Source organism: Sphingomonas bacterium, from assembly GCF_028292945.1.
Taxonomy (GTDB): domain Bacteria; phylum Pseudomonadota; class Alphaproteobacteria; order Sphingomonadales; family Sphingomonadaceae; genus Sphingomonas.
In genome coordinates, this window is sequence record NZ_JAQGLJ010000128.1 from 23,759 (window position 1) to 37,934 (window position 14,176).

Below are 14,176 nucleotides of genomic sequence, written 5' to 3' on the forward strand. Positions count from 1 at the left end.
GGCGTGAGGCTGATGCCGCGCATGGATGCTGAACGGGTTCAGCATGACGAAGAAGAAGGGCGGTCCTGCGGGGCTGCCCTTTTTCATTGGCGTGTGTGCCCAAGTGTGTCACGTTCACACTACACTACCGGAGAGTTCACGATGCGCGTTCTGGCCCTGGCCATGCTGCTGCCCCTCGCCGCCTGCAACGTCGGCGCGAGCAGCGGCGACACGGACGACGGCACTCCCGGCGTCGCCGCGCAGGGCTCGGGCAATACGCGGACCTACGCCGTCGCCGACTTCACCGGCGTCGATCTGCGCGGGGCGGACGATGTCGACGTGCGGGTCGGCCCCGGCTTTTCCGTGCGTGCCGATGGCGACCCGCAGCTGCTCGATCGGCTGAAGATCAGCAAGGTCGGCACGACGCTGCGCATCTCCCGCACCAACACCGCCGGCTGGAACTGGAGCGGCGACGACGCGAAGATCGCGATCACGTTGCCGCGGCTGGTCGAGGCGTCGGCCGCCGGGTCGGGCGACATGACGGTCGATCGGGTCGCGGAGGAGCGGTTCAAGGGCGCGGTCGCCGGCTCGGGCAGCCTGTCGATCGCCGCCCTGCAGGTGCAGGAGGCCGACATCGCGCTGGCCGGCTCTGGCGATGCCAAGCTCGCCGGCACCGCGCGCGCGCTGAAGGTCTCCGTCGCCGGTTCGGGGGATGTCGACGCGGCCGGACTCAAGGCAAGCGGTGCCGAGGTATCGATCGCCGGCTCCGGCAGCGTCAAGGCAGTGGTGGAGGGTCAGGCCAAGGTCTCCGTCGCGGGCTCGGGCAACGTCGATCTGGGCGACAAGGCGCAATGCCAGACAAGCAAGCTCGGCTCCGGCACGGTCCGCTGCGGCCAGTGATGCCGCGCCGCCTCCTGCCCTTCGCGTTGCTCGCGGTCGCCGCCGCGGCCCCTGCGGCACAACGAAAAGTGCAGATCACCAGCTTCGAACGGATGCGCGTCGAGGGGCCGTTCCAGGTCGCGGTGATAACGGGTCGCTCGCCCACCGCCACGATCAGCGGCGACCCGCGTCGGCTGGAGCGGGTCGACGTGCGCGTCGATGGCCGCACGCTCGTGATCCGCACGCCCGCCGGGCTCGCGCGCGAGGAGCGTGGGGCGGAGAGTGGGCCGAGCGCGCCGATCCAGATCATGCTCGGCACGCCGACGCTGACATCGGCGACCGCGATCGGCGGCGGCGCGCTAACGATCGCGGGCGGACGGGTGCCGCGGCTCGACCTGTCGGTCGCCGGCGCCGGCTCGATCGCGTTCGCGAGCGCGGAAGTGGAACAGGTAAACGCGACCGTGATCGGCAACGGCCAGATCACGCTGGCCGGCCGCGCCGCGCGCGCGCGGCTGCTTATCAATGGCGCGGGCAGGATCGATGCCGATGGACTGGAAGCCGGCGAGCTGATTGTGCGCATGGACGGTCCGGGCGAGGCGACCGCGCGGGCTCGCTTCATCGCGGACGTAACGAACACCGGGCTGGGCCGCGTCACCGTGGCTGGCGCGCCGAAATGCACGGTGAAGAACGTGGCCGGCGGCCCGGTGGAATGCGGGGCACCGGCACGGTAGCCCCCCCTCCCTCTCCCGCAAGCGGGAGAGGGTTAGATAAGCGCCAGTTCCGCCAGCTTGCCCACCAGCGCCGGCGGCATGTCCGCGACGCCGCCCGCTTCACCAACCAGATCGGCCGGCGCGTCGGCATGCTCCAGATAGCGCCAGCCCTGATGTGCGCGTTTGGGTCGCGCGAGTACCAGCATCAGCGTCGGATCGAGGTGGATCGCCACCCGGCCGCCTTCCGCCTCACCGAAGTGCAGGATCGCCGAGCGCGCGACGAGTTGATGCTTGATGATCCAGTAGAGCGAGCCTTGTCCGGCCACTTCCTCGTGCCGCTTGGGCAGGTAGCGCGTCGACAGGAACAGCGGTCCCTCCTCAGCCCGCGCGCGCAGGCGCTCGGCGAGATAATCGGCGCTGTGGCAGCCGAACGCTACCTTGGTCAGATGAAGCGGCACGCCGCTGGATGTGGGCGGGCGAACATCAGCGTCAACCCGTCCCGACCAGGCCGGTCGCCACGGCCAGCCCCAGGAACGCAAAGAACCCCATCGAGTCGGTCACCATCGTCACGAACACCGACGAGGCCACGGCGGGATCCTGGTTGAGCCGCTCCAGCGTCACCGGCACGACCACGCCGGCCAACCCTGCAACGGCGACGTTGATGACGATCGCGCCCGCGATCACCAGCCCCAGCTGCACGTTGCCGAACCACAATGCCGCGCCCGTGCCGAGCAGCACCGCGACCGTGCCGCCGTTCATCAGCGCCACCGTCATCTCGCGGCGCAGCGTGCGCAGCGTATTCGATTGCGTCAGCTGATTGGTCGCCAGCGCACGCACCGCCACCGCCATCGTCTGCGTCCCCGCGTTGCCGCCGATCGACGCGACGATCGGCATCAGGATCGCCAGCGCCACCATCTGCTCGATCGCGCCGCCGAATGCGGCGATGATCGACGAGGCGATGGCGGCGGTGAACAGGTTGGCGACCAGCCAGCGGACCCGCTGGACATAGGTATCGCGCAGCGGCTCGTTGATGTCGCCCTCGCCCGCACCCGACAGCAGCAGCGCGTCCTCGCCCGCCTCCTGCTGGATGATGTGGACCACGTCGTCGACGGTGATCATTCCCACCAGCCGCCCGCTGCCGTCGACCACCGCGGCGGAGATCAGCGCATATTTCTGAAACCGCAGGCCCACCTCTTCCTGGTCCATGTCGACCGGGATCAGCGTCTGTTCGCGCTTCATCACGTCCGCCATGGCGACGGTGCGGGGCGTGCGCAGGATCCACGACAGCGCGCAGGTGCCGACCGGATGATGCCGGCCGTCGACCACGAACACTTCCCAGAAGTCGGTGGTCAGATCGTCATGCCCGCGCAGGTAATCGATCGTGTCGCCTACCGTCCAATGATCGGGCACCGCGATCAGCTCGCGCTGCATCAGCCGGCCGGCGGTCTCCTCGCCATAGCTGAGCGCCTCCTCGATCGCGGCGCGATCGTCGGGCTCCATCGCGCGCAGCACCTCGCGCTGCTCGTCGGCGTCCAGATCCTCGATGATCGCGACCGCGTCGTCGGTGTCCAGCTCCGACGCGATGTTCGCCACCTGCGTCGCGGACAGCTCGTCGATCAGGTCCTCGCGGACCCAGTCGTTCATCTCCGCGAACACGTCCGCGTCGAGCAGGTCGGACAAAGCAGCCGCCAGCGCGTCGCGGCGGTCGGTCGAGGTCAGCTCGAACAGATCGGCGATATCGGCCGGGTGCAAGGGGGCAACGAGCGCACGCGCGCCCTCCGCGTCGCCCGCCTCGACGGCATCAAGCACCGCGTCGACGAACTCGGGCCGCAGCCGGTCGTCGCGATCCAGCTGGTCGCCCGCGATCTCGGGTTCGGGAAGCTCGGTCTGGTTCACGCGCGCCTCCCTGATCGGACAGGCCGCGCCCTACCGCGCCGCAGCATGATTTGCCAGCCGCGCACGCGCCGATTAGGGCGTCGCCAACATCCCGAAAGGATCATTCATGGCCGACTTCTCCACGCTCACCCTCACCCTGGACGGCGGCGACGTCGTCATCCGCTTCCGCCCCGACCTCGCGCCCGGCCACGTCGCCCGCATCGCGGAGCTGGCGAACGAAGGGTTCTACGACGGCGTGCCGTTCCACCGCGTCATCCCCGGCTTCATGGCGCAGGGCGGCGATGGCGGAAAGGGCGACGGAACGGGCGGCTCCACCAAGCCCAACCTGAAGGCGGAGTTCTCCAAGGAGCCGCACGTTCGCGGCACCTGTTCGATGGCACGCACCAATCAGCCGGACACGGCCAATTCGCAGTTCTTCATCTGCTTCGCCGACTCACGCTTTCTCGACGGGCAGTACACCGTCTGGGGTCAGGTGGAGAGCGGCATGGAGCTGGTCGACGCACTCCCCGTCGGCGAGCCCCCCCGCGCGCCGGGCAAGATCGTGACGGCGAAGGCTGCGTAGAAGGAGGTAGCTAAAGCTTCGCCCGAGTCCAATGACGGTGTAAGAGGCACGGGTCGAGAAGTTGGCAGCCTCGACTATAGGGCAGCAACCTCCGGCCCCACCCGGCGTTTATCCTCGCGACAGAGGTGCCGGTATGGCGGACGAAGAGTTCCCGCGTGAGGACGAACTGGAAGGGCGGCAGGCTGCCGCCCTCTATCCCGTCGGCCGTGCGTTGCGGACGACGTTCGACGCGGAGAACCATGACAGCCTGGGCAATGACCTGACCGGGTTGATGCTGGAGCTGGCGCATATCGATCCCGACGCGCCGCCGCTGCCCAGACCGGTGGTGCCACCGCTCGCGTCGACGCCGGTGCCGATCCCCCCAATCGTTGCCGCCGAAGCGAGTACGCCTGCGGGTGAGTCAGCATCGTGGTGGCGCAGCGCCGTGGACAAGCTGATGCGCTGACGGCGAGTCCTTAATCGAGATTGCCGTTCCCTATGCCACCCCTGTCCCCCCTCAACCCGATCGGCTAGGCGTCGCGACGATGGCAACGACGATCACCTGCGACGTCGCGATCGTCGGCGGCGGGCTTTCGGGCGGGTTGCTGGCGCTGGCGCTGCGCGGCAAACATCCGGCGCTCGACGTTCGGCTGGTCGAGGCGGGCGACCGCGTCGGCGGCAATCACGTCTGGTCGTTCTTCGGCACGGACATCGCCGACGCCGATCGCTGGCTGCTGAGCCGACTGATCAGCCATGCCTGGCCCGGTTACGATGTCAGCTTTCCCGCGCACGTCCGCACCATCGGCCAGCCCTATTATTCGATCGAGAGCGAGCGACTGGACGCTGCCGTCCGCGCGGCGCTGCCCGACGACGCGCTGATGCTGGGCGCGCGCGTGCTCGCCGTTTCGCCGGCCGCGGTGACGCTGGCCAGCGGCGAGCGGATCGAGGCGACGGGCGTTATCGACGCGCGCGGGACCGCGGACCTGTCGCACTTCGAACTGGGATGGCAGAAGTTCCTGGGCCGCGAGTTGCGGCTGGAAGCGCCGCATGGACGCGAGCGGCCGATGATCATGGATGCGAAAGTGCCGCAGCTGGACGGGTTCCGCTTTGTCTATTCGCTGCCCTTCGCGCCCGACCGGATGTTCGTCGAGGACACGTATTTCTCCGAGTACGGCAAGCTGTCGGCGGCGACGCTGCGCAAGCGCGTGGACGGCTATGCGGCGGCACAGGGCTGGACGATCGCCGAGTGCCTGCGCGAGGAACAGGGCGTGCTGCCGATCACCATGGGTGGCGATTTCCAGGCCTATTGGAACTCGGGCGGGCGCGGCGTCGCAAAGATCGGCATGCGCGCCGGCCTGTTCCAGCCCGCGACCGGCTATTCGCTGCCCGATGCGGTGCGCAGCGCGGTGCGGCTGGCGGCGCGGCGCGACTTCGAGAGCGCGGCGCTGCATGAAGCGACGCACGCGCATGCCGCACGGACGTGGCGGGAGCGGCGCTTCTATCGGATGCTCAACGCGATGCTGTTCCGCGCCGCCGACGCGCCCGAACGCTACCGGGTGATCGAGCGTTTCTATCGTATGCGGCCCAATCTGGTGCGGCGTTTCTATGCTGGAAGTTCCACGCTTGCCGACAAGGCACGCATCCTGACCGGTAAGCCGCCGGTGGCGGTCGGCCGCGCGCTGATGGCGATTCGGGGGGTGTCGTGAAGAGCGCCATCGTCGTGGGTTCGGGGTTCGGCGGGCTGGCGCTCGCGATCCGGCTGCAATCGGCCGGCGTCGCGACGACGTTGGTCGAGGGCCGCGACAAGCCGGGTGGGCGCGCGTATTATTGGGAGCGCGACGGCTTCGTCTTCGACGCGGGGCCGACCGTCATCACCGATCCGGCGTGCCTGAAGGAGCTGTGGGCGCTGTCGGGGCGCGACATGGCGCATGACGTAGAGCTGGTGCCGGTAAGCCCCTTCTACCGGCTCAACTGGCCGGACGGCACGAATTTCGACTATTCGAACGACGAGCAGGCGCTGACCCGCGAGATCGCCAAGCTGAACCCGGCGGATGTCGCTGGCTATGCGAAGTTTCTGGAATATTCGGCGGGCGTCTATCACGAGGGCTATGAGAAGCTCGGCCATGCCGCGTTCCTTGACTTCGCGTCGATGATCAGGGCGGCACCTGCCTTGGCGAGATACCAGGCGTGGCGATCGGTTTATTCGATCGTGTCGTCCTATGTATCGAACGAGAAGCTGCGCGAGGCGCTGTCGTTCCACACGCTGCTGGTCGGAGGCAATCCGATGACCACCAGCGCGATCTACGCGCTGATCCACAAGCTGGAAAAGGATGGCGGCGTCTGGTTCGCGATGGGCGGGACCAACAAGCTGGTCGCGGGCATGGTGACGCATTTCGAGCGGCTCGGCGGGGTCGTCCGGCTCAACGACCCGGTGACGGAGATCGAGACGCTGGGCGAGCGCGCGACCGGCGTGACGACGGCGAGCGGCTGGCAGGGCCAAGCGGACGCGATCGCCGCCAATGCCGATATCATGCACACCTACAAGACGCTGCTGCGCGGCTCGCGCTCGGCGCAGCGGACGCGCGGGCGGCTGGAGCGCAAGAAGTATTCGCCGTCGCTGTTCGTGGTGCATTTCGGCGTGACGGGGACGTGGCCGGGCATTCCGCACCATTCGATCCTGTTCGGGCCGCGTTACAAGGGGCTGCTCGACGACATCTACAAGCATGGTGTGGTGCCGGAGGATTTCTCGCTGTACCTCCACCACCCGACCGTCACCGACCCGTCGATGGCCCCCGAGGGGCATTCCACCTTCTACGCACTCGCGCCGGTGCCGCACATGGGCAAGTCGCCGGTCGACTGGGACGTGGTCGGCCCGCTGCTGGAGAAGCGCATCCTCGACGAGATCGGGCGGCGGCTGATTCCCGACATCCACGAGCGGATCGTGACCAAGTTCAGCTACGCCCCGCCGGATTTCGCGCGCGACCTGAACGCGCATCTGGGGTCCGCGTTCTCGCTGGAGCCGACGCTGCTGCAGAGCGCGTATTTCCGGGTGCACAATCGGGATGATGCGATCTCGAATCTGTATTTCGTCGGCGCCGGGACGCATCCGGGCGCGGGGATACCGGGCGTGGTCGGGAGTGCGAAGGCGACGGCGAAGCTGATGCTGGAGGGGGCACCGTGAACGACCCGGAGCCCTTCGGATTTGGAGACCGGTGGTTTGATCGAGTGGTTTCGATCAGAACATTCTCCATCTTAGCCGTCGTATTCGCGGCAGGATTGGTCTGGTCGCGTGTGGAGTTCTTCTAGATGAGGCGCCTAGCGATCTACTGCGGCTCCGCCACGCCTGCCGACCCCGCCTATATCGCCGAAGCGCGTGCCGTCGGGCGCGGGCTGGCCGAACGCGGGATCGGTGTCGTGTATGGCGGCGGGCGGCTGGGGTTGATGGGGGCGGTGGCGGACGCCGCGCTGGAAGCCGGCGGCGAGGTGATCGGGGCGATCCCGCGCGCGCTGGTCGACATGGAGGTGGCGCATCGCGGACTGACGGAATTGCACGTCGTCGAGACGATGCATCAGCGCAAGCAGCTGTTCACCGACCTGTGCGACGGCTTCGTCACGCTGCCCGGCGGCACGGGGACGATGGACGAACTGTGGGAGGCGCTCAGCTGGGCGCAGCTGGGCTATCATGCCAAGCCGGTGGGGTTGCTCAATTCGGGCGGCTTCTATGACGGTTTGGTCAGCTTCTGGACGACCATGAGCGAAGTGGGTTTCGTGCGGCCGCAGCATGTCGAATTGCTGATCGTGGGCAATTCGCTGGACGCGCTGTTGGAGCGGATGACGGCGTTCGTGCCGGTGCAGACGATCGTGGCGACGAAGGCGAGCGATCTGTGACAGCCCTTTCTTCCACCCCGGCGAAGGCCGGGGCTCAGTCACACAGGTTCAAGTTGGAGAGCGCAGTCCGCTGCCTGCTAGCGCATCGTGACTGGACCCCGGCTTCCGCCGGGGAGGGGCTGAGGGCGAGGACTGCCAACGACGTCGAGGCGTAGGGTGGACCGCACCACCCTCGTCGCACATGCCCGCGCGTCGATAGCGCGGGGGTCGAAGTCGTTCGCCGCCGCGTCCAAGCTGTTCGACCCGGTCACGCGCGAACGCGCGTGGCTGTTATATGCCTGGTGTCGGCGATGCGACGACGTCGTCGATGGGCAGGATCACGGCCACACGATGAGCGCGGTTGCCGATGCGCCGGCGCGGGTGCGCGAGGTGGCGGATCTGACCGCTATGGCGCTCGCGGGCAAGCCGACCGGCGACCCGGCGTTTGACGCGCTGGGGTTGGTCGCCGCCGAGGTCGCCCTGCCCCACCTTTGGCCGCGCGACGTGATCGCCGGGTTCGCGCTCGACGCCGACGAATGGCAGCCGAAATCGGCGGATGACCTGTATCGTTACTGCTACGCCGTCGCCGGCGCGGTCGGGTGCATGATGGCGGTGGTGATGGGCGTGCCGCCCGACGACGAGGACACGCTGGACCGCGCGTGCGACCTGGGCATCGCCTTCCAGCTCGCCAATATCGCGCGCGACGTGGGCGAGGATGCCGCCGCCGGGCGCTGCTACCTGCCGCACGACTGGCTGGCGGAGATGGATATGGGACCGGGCGAACACATGAAGCCGCATTACCGGCCCCGGCTGGCGGTGCTGGCGAAGCGGCTCGCGGGGTGCGCGGCTGCGTACGAGGCGAGCGCGCGCGCGGGGACGCCGGCGCTGCCGCTGCGATCGGCCTGGGCGGTGCTTGCGGCGGCGAACATCTATGGCGCGATCGGGCGCGCGGTGGCGGATCGGGGCGAACACGCCTGGGATCATCGGGTGACGACATCGCGCGCGGATAAACTCGGCTTTGTCGCGAAGGCCGGCTGGCAGGCGGCGCGACGCCGGACGTTGTATCCACCCGTCTCGCGTGACGGGCTGTGGACGCGGCCGCGCTGAAGTCCGCTCCGTCCGGGCGAGGATTTACCGGCAGCGAGCGTCGTTAACCACCGTGGGCAAGCCGATCCTCACCCTTTGCGCGGATAGGAGCGGGTATGACGATGCTCTCCGCCCGCCTGTCCCGCGCGTTGCGCCAGGGTCGACGCGATCCCAGGCCGGATACGCGCTCTGATCTGCTGCTGACGTTGTTGCGCAAGCGTGCGGCGGCGCATGGGGTGGGTGACGAGCAGCTGGAGGCGTTGTTGCGCGATCAGATCCGGTGGGCGCTGCCGATGGAGCGGGACTCCTAATCGTCATGCCGGCCTAGAACCGGCAGCCAACCATCGGCGAGTGCTGTACTTGTGGCTCGATGGACCCCGGCTGAAGGCCCGGGTGACGACCTACCCCGCCGACTTAGCCTTCGGCTCGGCGGTTGCGACCCGTGCCCGCTGCTCGCGGCAGTCGGCGAGAAGTGTCGGGAAATCTAGATCGGTGTGTCGCGCCAGCGCGGTCGGCAACTGCGCGCGACATTCGCTGACGGTGGCGAAGCGGACCGGCAGGATGCGCGCGTCGGCGCACTGGGTGCCGGCGTCGCCGCAGCCCAGGATCGCCATCACGAATGCGGTTGCTTCGATCATGGATGACCCAACGGGCGATCGGATGATCCGTTCCCGTGGCGAAGCGCGGTCGTCGCGCCTACATCGCAGCGTTCATGCCGCCTGCCCTCACCACCGATCCGCGAGTCGAGCCACCGCTGTGGCCGACGCTGAAGCGATTCCTGCCGTTCCTGTGGCCGGCGGGCGAGCCGGCGCTGAAGGTTCGAATCGTCGCGGCGATGATGTTGGTGGCAGCGTCCAAGGTGACGCAGGTCTATGTCATCGCCTTCTCGCTGAAATGGGCGGTCGACGCGATGGCGGCAGGCGATCGGTCGGCGACCTGGCTCGTGGTCGCGCTGGTGGTGGGCTATGCGGCCGCGCGGTTTGCGACGACGCTGTTCGACAATCTCCGCAACACGCTGTTCGAGCGCGTCGGGCAGGAAGCGACGCGGCGACTGGCGGCGACGGTGTTCGCGCACCTGCACCAGTTGTCGCTGCGCTTCCATCTCGAACGCCGCACCGGCGCGGTGACCAAGGTGGTCGAGCGGGGCACCAAGAGCATCGACACGATGCTGTACTTCATGCTGTTCAACATCGCGCCGACGGTGCTGGAGTTGGGGCTGGTACTCAACATCTTCCGCGGCTCGTTCGGCTGGGGAATGGTCGCGGCGACCTGCATGATGGTGGTCGCATATATCTGGTTCACGCGGGTGGTGACGGACTGGCGCGCGGCGCTGCGCACGCGGATGAATGACCTCGACACCGGCGCGGTCGCGCACGCGGTCGACTCGCTGCTCAATTTCGAGACGGTCAAGTATTTCGGCGCGGAAGCGCGCGAGGCGAAACGCTATGAGAACGCGATGGTCGCCTATGCCAATGCGGCGACCAAGTCGGAGAACAGTCTGGCGTGGCTGAACGTCGGTCAGGCGCTGATCACCGGGCTGATGATGGCGGCGGGCATGGCCTTTGTGGCGCGCGGGTGGGGGGCCGGCAGCTTTACGGCAGGCGACGTGGTGCTGATCTCGACGCTGTTGTCGCAGCTGTTCCGCCCGCTGGACCTGCTGGGCATGGTGTATCGCACGATCCGGCAGGGCGTGCTCGACATGAGCGCGATGTTCGACCTGGTCGATACACCCGGCGAGATCGTCGACGCGCCCGATGCGACGGTGCTGACCGTGCCGAGCGGCCATGTCCGGTTCGAGGGTGTGCACTTTGCCTATGACGGAGACCGCGAGATTTTGCGGGGGATCGACCTGGACGTGCCGCCGGGGACGACGTGCGCGATCGTCGGCGTGTCGGGCGCGGGCAAGTCGACGATCGCGCGGCTGCTGTTCCGCTTCTACGACCTGACGGGCGGGCGGATCACCATCGACGGGCAGGACATCGCCCGCGTGACGCAGGCATCGCTGCGGTCGGCGATCGGGATCGTGCCGCAGGACACGGTGCTGTTCAACGACACGATCGGCTACAACATCGCTTACGGCCGTGAGGGCGCGAGTACCGAAGAGATCGTCCGCGCGGCGCGCGGCGCGTCGATCGCGGACTTCATCGAAGGGCAGCCCGAGGGCTATGACACGCGTGTCGGCGAGCGTGGCCTGAAGCTGTCGGGCGGCGAGAAGCAGCGCGTCGCGATCGCGCGCACCTTGTTGAAGAACCCGCCGGTGCTGGTGCTGGACGAGGCCACGTCGGCGCTCGACAGCCGCACCGAAGCTGCGATCCTGGATACACTGGACGAAATCGAGCGCGGCCGCACGACCCTCGTCATCGCGCACCGGCTGTCGACGGTAGTGGGCGCGGACCAGATCGTCGTGCTGGAAGCGGGCGTCGTCGCCGAGCGCGGCCGCCATGCCGAGCTGCTGCGGCGTGGTGGGCTGTACGCGGCGATGTGGAACCGGCAGCAGACCGAGCGCGACGAGTTGCTGGCGGCGGAATAATCAGGCGCAGGTGAGCCGCACCACCTTTGCCGGCTTGTCGAACACCAGCGACGAACACCGGCCGAGCAGATCGCGGCCGATCAACAAGCCGGCGCGGCCCGGCTTGCCTTTTGCCGCGGCCAGCACCTCGTCCGGGTCGGCGTCGGCCTCGCGGATGGTATTGGCGGCACCGCCATCGCCGACACGTACGGCGATTCTACTCAGCACCAACGGACCGAATGCGGCGGGTTCGGCCAACGTCAGCGTGCGCACCGGCCGGCTTACCCCGAACGCGATCAACGCCGGCCGCGACTCGCCGGACATCGTGCCGCGATGCGCCCTGGCGAGCGCGACGCCGAGGGCGGCGCTGGTTATCGTGCGGGGTGTCAGCGGATCGAAGCGAACAGCAGTCCTGACGCTGCCCAGCATCGCGGTGCCGGCGCTGAGCCCGGAATGCAGACCCTCGAGCGGCAGCGACATGGTCCGCTCGCCCGCGCTCGGCGGCCCCAGAACGAAACCGACCACCGGATCGGGGAGCCCCCCCGGGCCGATCGCCGGTCACCGCTCGCTCCGCTGCGGGCGGGGCGGCGGCGACTAGCAGGGAGGCGAGCAGAAGGGAGCGCATGGACGGGATGTCGCCGCGAATCGTGGCAGCCGAGCGGCGTTCGGCTGCCTTATAAACGGGCACCTACCGCAAGCCTGCTTAGGAAACCGTCTGCTTTCGCTGCGATGCCCTGGGACCAGGCACCGGAATCCGCCCTTGGCACGGCGGTTGCTAGGCTCTCACGCGGGACACCGAAGGGGCAGGCATGAAGCTGATCGTCGCGATCATCAAACCGTTCAAGCTGGACGAGGTGCGAGAGGCCCTCACCACGCTTGGCGTGGCGGGGATGACTGTCACCGAGGTCAAGGGCTTCGGCCGCCAGAAGGGCCAGACCGAGATCTATCGCGGTGCCGAATACTCCACGAACATGGTCCCCAAGATCAAGATCGAAGTGGTTTGCGACACCGCACTTGCCGATCGGGTGGTCGAGGCGATGCAGCAGGCGGCGAACACGGGAACGATCGGGGACGGCAAGATCTTCGTGCTCGACGTGGGCCAGGCGGTGCGGATCCGCACCGGCGATACCGACGGGAACGCGCTGTGAACGGTTCTGTGACGGGGGAACAGATGAAGCAGATGGGCAAATATGCATTGGCGGCGGGAGCCGGCATCCTCTTTGCGGTGCCGGCACTGGCCAATGTCGCGGCGCCGGTTATCTCCGCGCCGGCTGCGTTCGTGCCGACCGCCGAGATGGTCAACAAGGGCGACGTCGCCTGGATGCTGGTCGCCTCGGCGCTGGTGCTGATGATGTCGGTGCCGGCGCTGGCGCTGTTCTATGGCGGGCTGGTGCGCGCCAAGAACATGCTCAGCGTGCTGATGCAGGTGCTGACGATCGTCTGCGTGGCGGCGCTGGTGTGGTTCGCCTGGGGCTATTCCATGGCCTTCACCTCGACGGGTACGCCGTTCCCCAAGCTGTTCGGCGGGCTGGACAAGGCGTTCCTGGCGGGCGTCAGCCCTTCCACGTTCGCGGCGACATTCTCCAATGGCGTCTATCTGCCCGAATATGTCTTCATCATCTTTCAGATGACGTTCGCGTGCATCACCCCGGCGCTGATCGTCGGCGCGTTCGCGGAGCGGGTGAAGTTCACGCCGCTGATCATCTTCGTCGTCGCGTGGCTGACGCTCGCTTATTTCCCCATCGCGCACATGGTCTGGTATTTTGCCGGGCCTGACTTCCTGTACGCGGCGCCGACCGACACCGGGCTGATCTGGGGCTGGGGCGCGCTGGACTTCGCGGGCGGGACGGTGGTGCACATCAACGCCGGCATCGCCGGGCTGATCGGCTGCATCGTGATCGGCCCACGCATCGGCTACAAGACCGAGCCGATGCCGCCGCATTCGCTCGTGATGACGATGATCGGCGCGTCGCTGCTGTGGATCGGCTGGTTCGGCTTCAATGCCGGGTCGGGGCTGGAAGCCAATGCATTCGGCGCGCTCGCCTTCATCAACACGCTGGTGGCGACGGCCGCCGCTGGAGCCACCTGGGCGATAATCGAACAGGTGGTTCACAAGAAGCCGTCGCTGCTAGGCGCCGCGTCCGGCGTCGTCGCCGGCCTGGTCGCGATCACCCCGGCGGCGGGGTTCGCGCACCCCGGCACCGCGATCCTGCTCGGCGCGGTGGCGTCGGCGGGGTGCTTCGTGTTCGTCACCACGGTCAAGAACGCGTTCAAATATGACGACACGCTCGACGTATTCGGCATCCACTGCGTCGGCGGCATCATCGGCGCGCTGGGCACCGCGATCGTCGCCGACCCGGCGCTCGGCGGGCAGGGCTGGATCGACTATACCGCGTCGGTCGCCAAGGCAGGCGAGTATTCGATGTCGGGCCAGTTCGTGACGCAAGCCTGGGCGGTGGTCACCACCTTGTTGTGGAGCGGCATCGTGTCGGCGGTGCTGTTCCTGGCGCTGAAGCACACGATCGGGCTGCGGGTCCCGGCCGAGATCGAGAGCGAAGGCCTCGACCTCCACGAACATGGCGAGCGCGCCTACAACCTTTGACGAGATTGGGCGGCGGGATCCTCTCCCCCGTCGTCCAAACCAGGTTCCTCCTGCGAACGCGACTAAACCCCGGCACAGCGATGTGCCGGGGTTCTTTTCATGTCAGG

The 14,176-nt window shown here is 67.9% G+C and carries 16 protein-coding genes; 12 read left to right on the forward strand and 4 right to left on the reverse strand.

Annotated features, from left to right (window positions below; genetic code table 11):
- Positions 1–141 precede the first annotated feature (141 nt).
- Positions 142–879 carry a head GIN domain-containing protein gene (locus JWN21_RS13545; RefSeq protein WP_299651243.1) on the forward strand — a complete coding sequence of 246 codons (738 nt, stop codon included), beginning with the start codon at positions 142–144 and terminating at the stop codon, positions 877–879.
- Positions 879–1,589, forward strand: a complete 711-nt coding sequence (locus tag JWN21_RS13550; RefSeq protein WP_299651246.1) for a DUF2807 domain-containing protein — start codon at positions 879–881, stop codon at positions 1,587–1,589. The genes JWN21_RS13545 and JWN21_RS13550 overlap by 1 nt, the downstream gene beginning before the upstream one ends.
- Positions 1,590–1,621: 32 nt before the next feature.
- Here the strand turns inward: JWN21_RS13550 and JWN21_RS13555 are convergent, their stop codons facing one another.
- Together JWN21_RS13555 and mgtE are read right to left on the reverse strand one after the other, a co-directional pair.
- The gene (locus JWN21_RS13555) at positions 1,622–2,026 is read right to left on the reverse strand and encodes a DUF1489 domain-containing protein (protein WP_299651249.1); all 405 of its coding nucleotides are present in this window, start codon (positions 2,024–2,026) and stop codon (positions 1,622–1,624) included.
- A 31-nt stretch (positions 2,027–2,057) separates the two neighbouring features.
- Positions 2,058–3,464: a magnesium transporter gene (gene mgtE / locus JWN21_RS13560; RefSeq protein ID WP_299651252.1), complete on the reverse strand. Its 1,407-nt coding sequence runs from the start codon at positions 3,462–3,464 to the stop codon at positions 2,058–2,060.
- Positions 3,465–3,570: 106 nt separating this feature from the next.
- Between mgtE and JWN21_RS13565 the strand changes: the two genes are divergently transcribed.
- From JWN21_RS13565 to JWN21_RS13595, 7 genes are all read left to right on the forward strand, one after another.
- Positions 3,571–4,026 (forward strand): peptidylprolyl isomerase, encoded by a 456-nt coding sequence (locus tag JWN21_RS13565; protein WP_299651255.1) that lies wholly within the window; start codon positions 3,571–3,573, stop codon positions 4,024–4,026.
- A gap of 133 nt (positions 4,027–4,159) precedes the next feature.
- Entirely contained in the window at positions 4,160–4,471 is a 312-nt protein-coding gene (locus JWN21_RS13570) for a hypothetical protein (RefSeq protein WP_299651258.1), read from the forward strand.
- Between the two features lie 79 nt (positions 4,472–4,550).
- Complete coding sequence (crtY, locus tag JWN21_RS13575; protein WP_299651261.1) at positions 4,551–5,711, forward strand: lycopene beta-cyclase CrtY; 1,161 nt, start codon at positions 4,551–4,553, stop codon at positions 5,709–5,711.
- Complete coding sequence (locus JWN21_RS13580; RefSeq protein ID WP_299651268.1) at positions 5,708–7,186, forward strand: phytoene desaturase; 1,479 nt, start codon at positions 5,708–5,710, stop codon at positions 7,184–7,186. Before crtY ends, JWN21_RS13580 begins: the two co-directional genes overlap by 4 nt.
- Before the next feature lie 125 nt (positions 7,187–7,311).
- Positions 7,312–7,893: a TIGR00730 family Rossman fold protein gene (locus JWN21_RS13585; RefSeq protein WP_299651271.1), complete on the forward strand. Its 582-nt coding sequence runs from the start codon at positions 7,312–7,314 to the stop codon at positions 7,891–7,893.
- A 156-nt stretch (positions 7,894–8,049) separates the two neighbouring features.
- A complete protein-coding gene (locus JWN21_RS13590; protein WP_299651274.1) occupies positions 8,050–8,979 on the forward strand; it encodes a phytoene/squalene synthase family protein in 930 nt (309 codons plus the stop codon).
- Between the two features lie 95 nt (positions 8,980–9,074).
- Entirely contained in the window at positions 9,075–9,269 is a 195-nt protein-coding gene (locus JWN21_RS13595; protein ID WP_299651277.1) for a hypothetical protein, read from the forward strand.
- Positions 9,270–9,359: 90 nt separating this feature from the next.
- Here JWN21_RS13595 and JWN21_RS13600 read toward each other — a convergent pair whose 3' ends face one another.
- The gene (locus JWN21_RS13600) at positions 9,360–9,596 is read right to left on the reverse strand and encodes a hypothetical protein (RefSeq protein WP_299651280.1); all 237 of its coding nucleotides are present in this window, start codon (positions 9,594–9,596) and stop codon (positions 9,360–9,362) included.
- Positions 9,597–9,670: 74 nt separating this feature from the next.
- On the opposite strand from JWN21_RS13600, the gene JWN21_RS13605 reads away from it, so the two are divergent.
- Positions 9,671–11,488 carry an ABC transporter ATP-binding protein/permease gene (locus tag JWN21_RS13605; protein ID WP_299651374.1) on the forward strand — a complete coding sequence of 606 codons (1,818 nt, stop codon included), beginning with the start codon at positions 9,671–9,673 and terminating at the stop codon, positions 11,486–11,488.
- Here JWN21_RS13605 and JWN21_RS13610 read toward each other — a convergent pair whose 3' ends face one another.
- Complete coding sequence (locus tag JWN21_RS13610; protein WP_299651283.1) at positions 11,489–11,992, reverse strand: hypothetical protein; 504 nt, start codon at positions 11,990–11,992, stop codon at positions 11,489–11,491.
- A 284-nt stretch (positions 11,993–12,276) separates the two neighbouring features.
- On the opposite strand from JWN21_RS13610, the gene JWN21_RS13615 reads away from it, so the two are divergent.
- Together JWN21_RS13615 and JWN21_RS13620 are read left to right on the forward strand one after the other, a co-directional pair.
- Positions 12,277–12,615, forward strand: a complete 339-nt coding sequence (locus JWN21_RS13615; RefSeq protein ID WP_299651286.1) for a P-II family nitrogen regulator — start codon at positions 12,277–12,279, stop codon at positions 12,613–12,615.
- 23 nt (positions 12,616–12,638) lie between these two features.
- Positions 12,639–14,069 (forward strand): ammonium transporter, encoded by a 1,431-nt coding sequence (locus JWN21_RS13620; protein WP_299651289.1) that lies wholly within the window; start codon positions 12,639–12,641, stop codon positions 14,067–14,069.
- Positions 14,070–14,176: the final 107 nt, after the last annotated feature.

Bases quoted from the DNA above. Each gene is read 5' to 3' on its own strand.
- JWN21_RS13545 (WP_299651243.1), top strand. From the start codon at position 142: ATGCGCGTTCTGGCCCTGGCCATGCTGCTGCCCCTCGCCGCCTGCAAC.
- JWN21_RS13550 (WP_299651246.1), top strand. From the start codon at position 879: ATGCCGCGCCGCCTCCTGCCCTTCGCGTTGCTCGCGGTCGCCGCCGCG.
- JWN21_RS13565 (WP_299651255.1), top strand. From the start codon at position 3,571: ATGGCCGACTTCTCCACGCTCACCCTCACCCTGGACGGCGGCGACGTC.
- JWN21_RS13570 (WP_299651258.1), top strand. From the start codon at position 4,160: ATGGCGGACGAAGAGTTCCCGCGTGAGGACGAACTGGAAGGGCGGCAG.
- crtY (WP_299651261.1), top strand. From the start codon at position 4,551: ATGGCAACGACGATCACCTGCGACGTCGCGATCGTCGGCGGCGGGCTT.
- JWN21_RS13585 (WP_299651271.1), top strand. From the start codon at position 7,312: ATGAGGCGCCTAGCGATCTACTGCGGCTCCGCCACGCCTGCCGACCCC.
- JWN21_RS13595 (WP_299651277.1), top strand. From the start codon at position 9,075: ATGACGATGCTCTCCGCCCGCCTGTCCCGCGCGTTGCGCCAGGGTCGA.
- JWN21_RS13600 (WP_299651280.1), bottom strand. From the start codon at position 9,596: ATGATCGAAGCAACCGCATTCGTGATGGCGATCCTGGGCTGCGGCGAC.
- JWN21_RS13605 (WP_299651374.1), top strand. From the start codon at position 9,671: ATGCCGCCTGCCCTCACCACCGATCCGCGAGTCGAGCCACCGCTGTGG.
- JWN21_RS13615 (WP_299651286.1), top strand. From the start codon at position 12,277: ATGAAGCTGATCGTCGCGATCATCAAACCGTTCAAGCTGGACGAGGTG.
- JWN21_RS13620 (WP_299651289.1), top strand. From the start codon at position 12,639: ATGAAGCAGATGGGCAAATATGCATTGGCGGCGGGAGCCGGCATCCTC.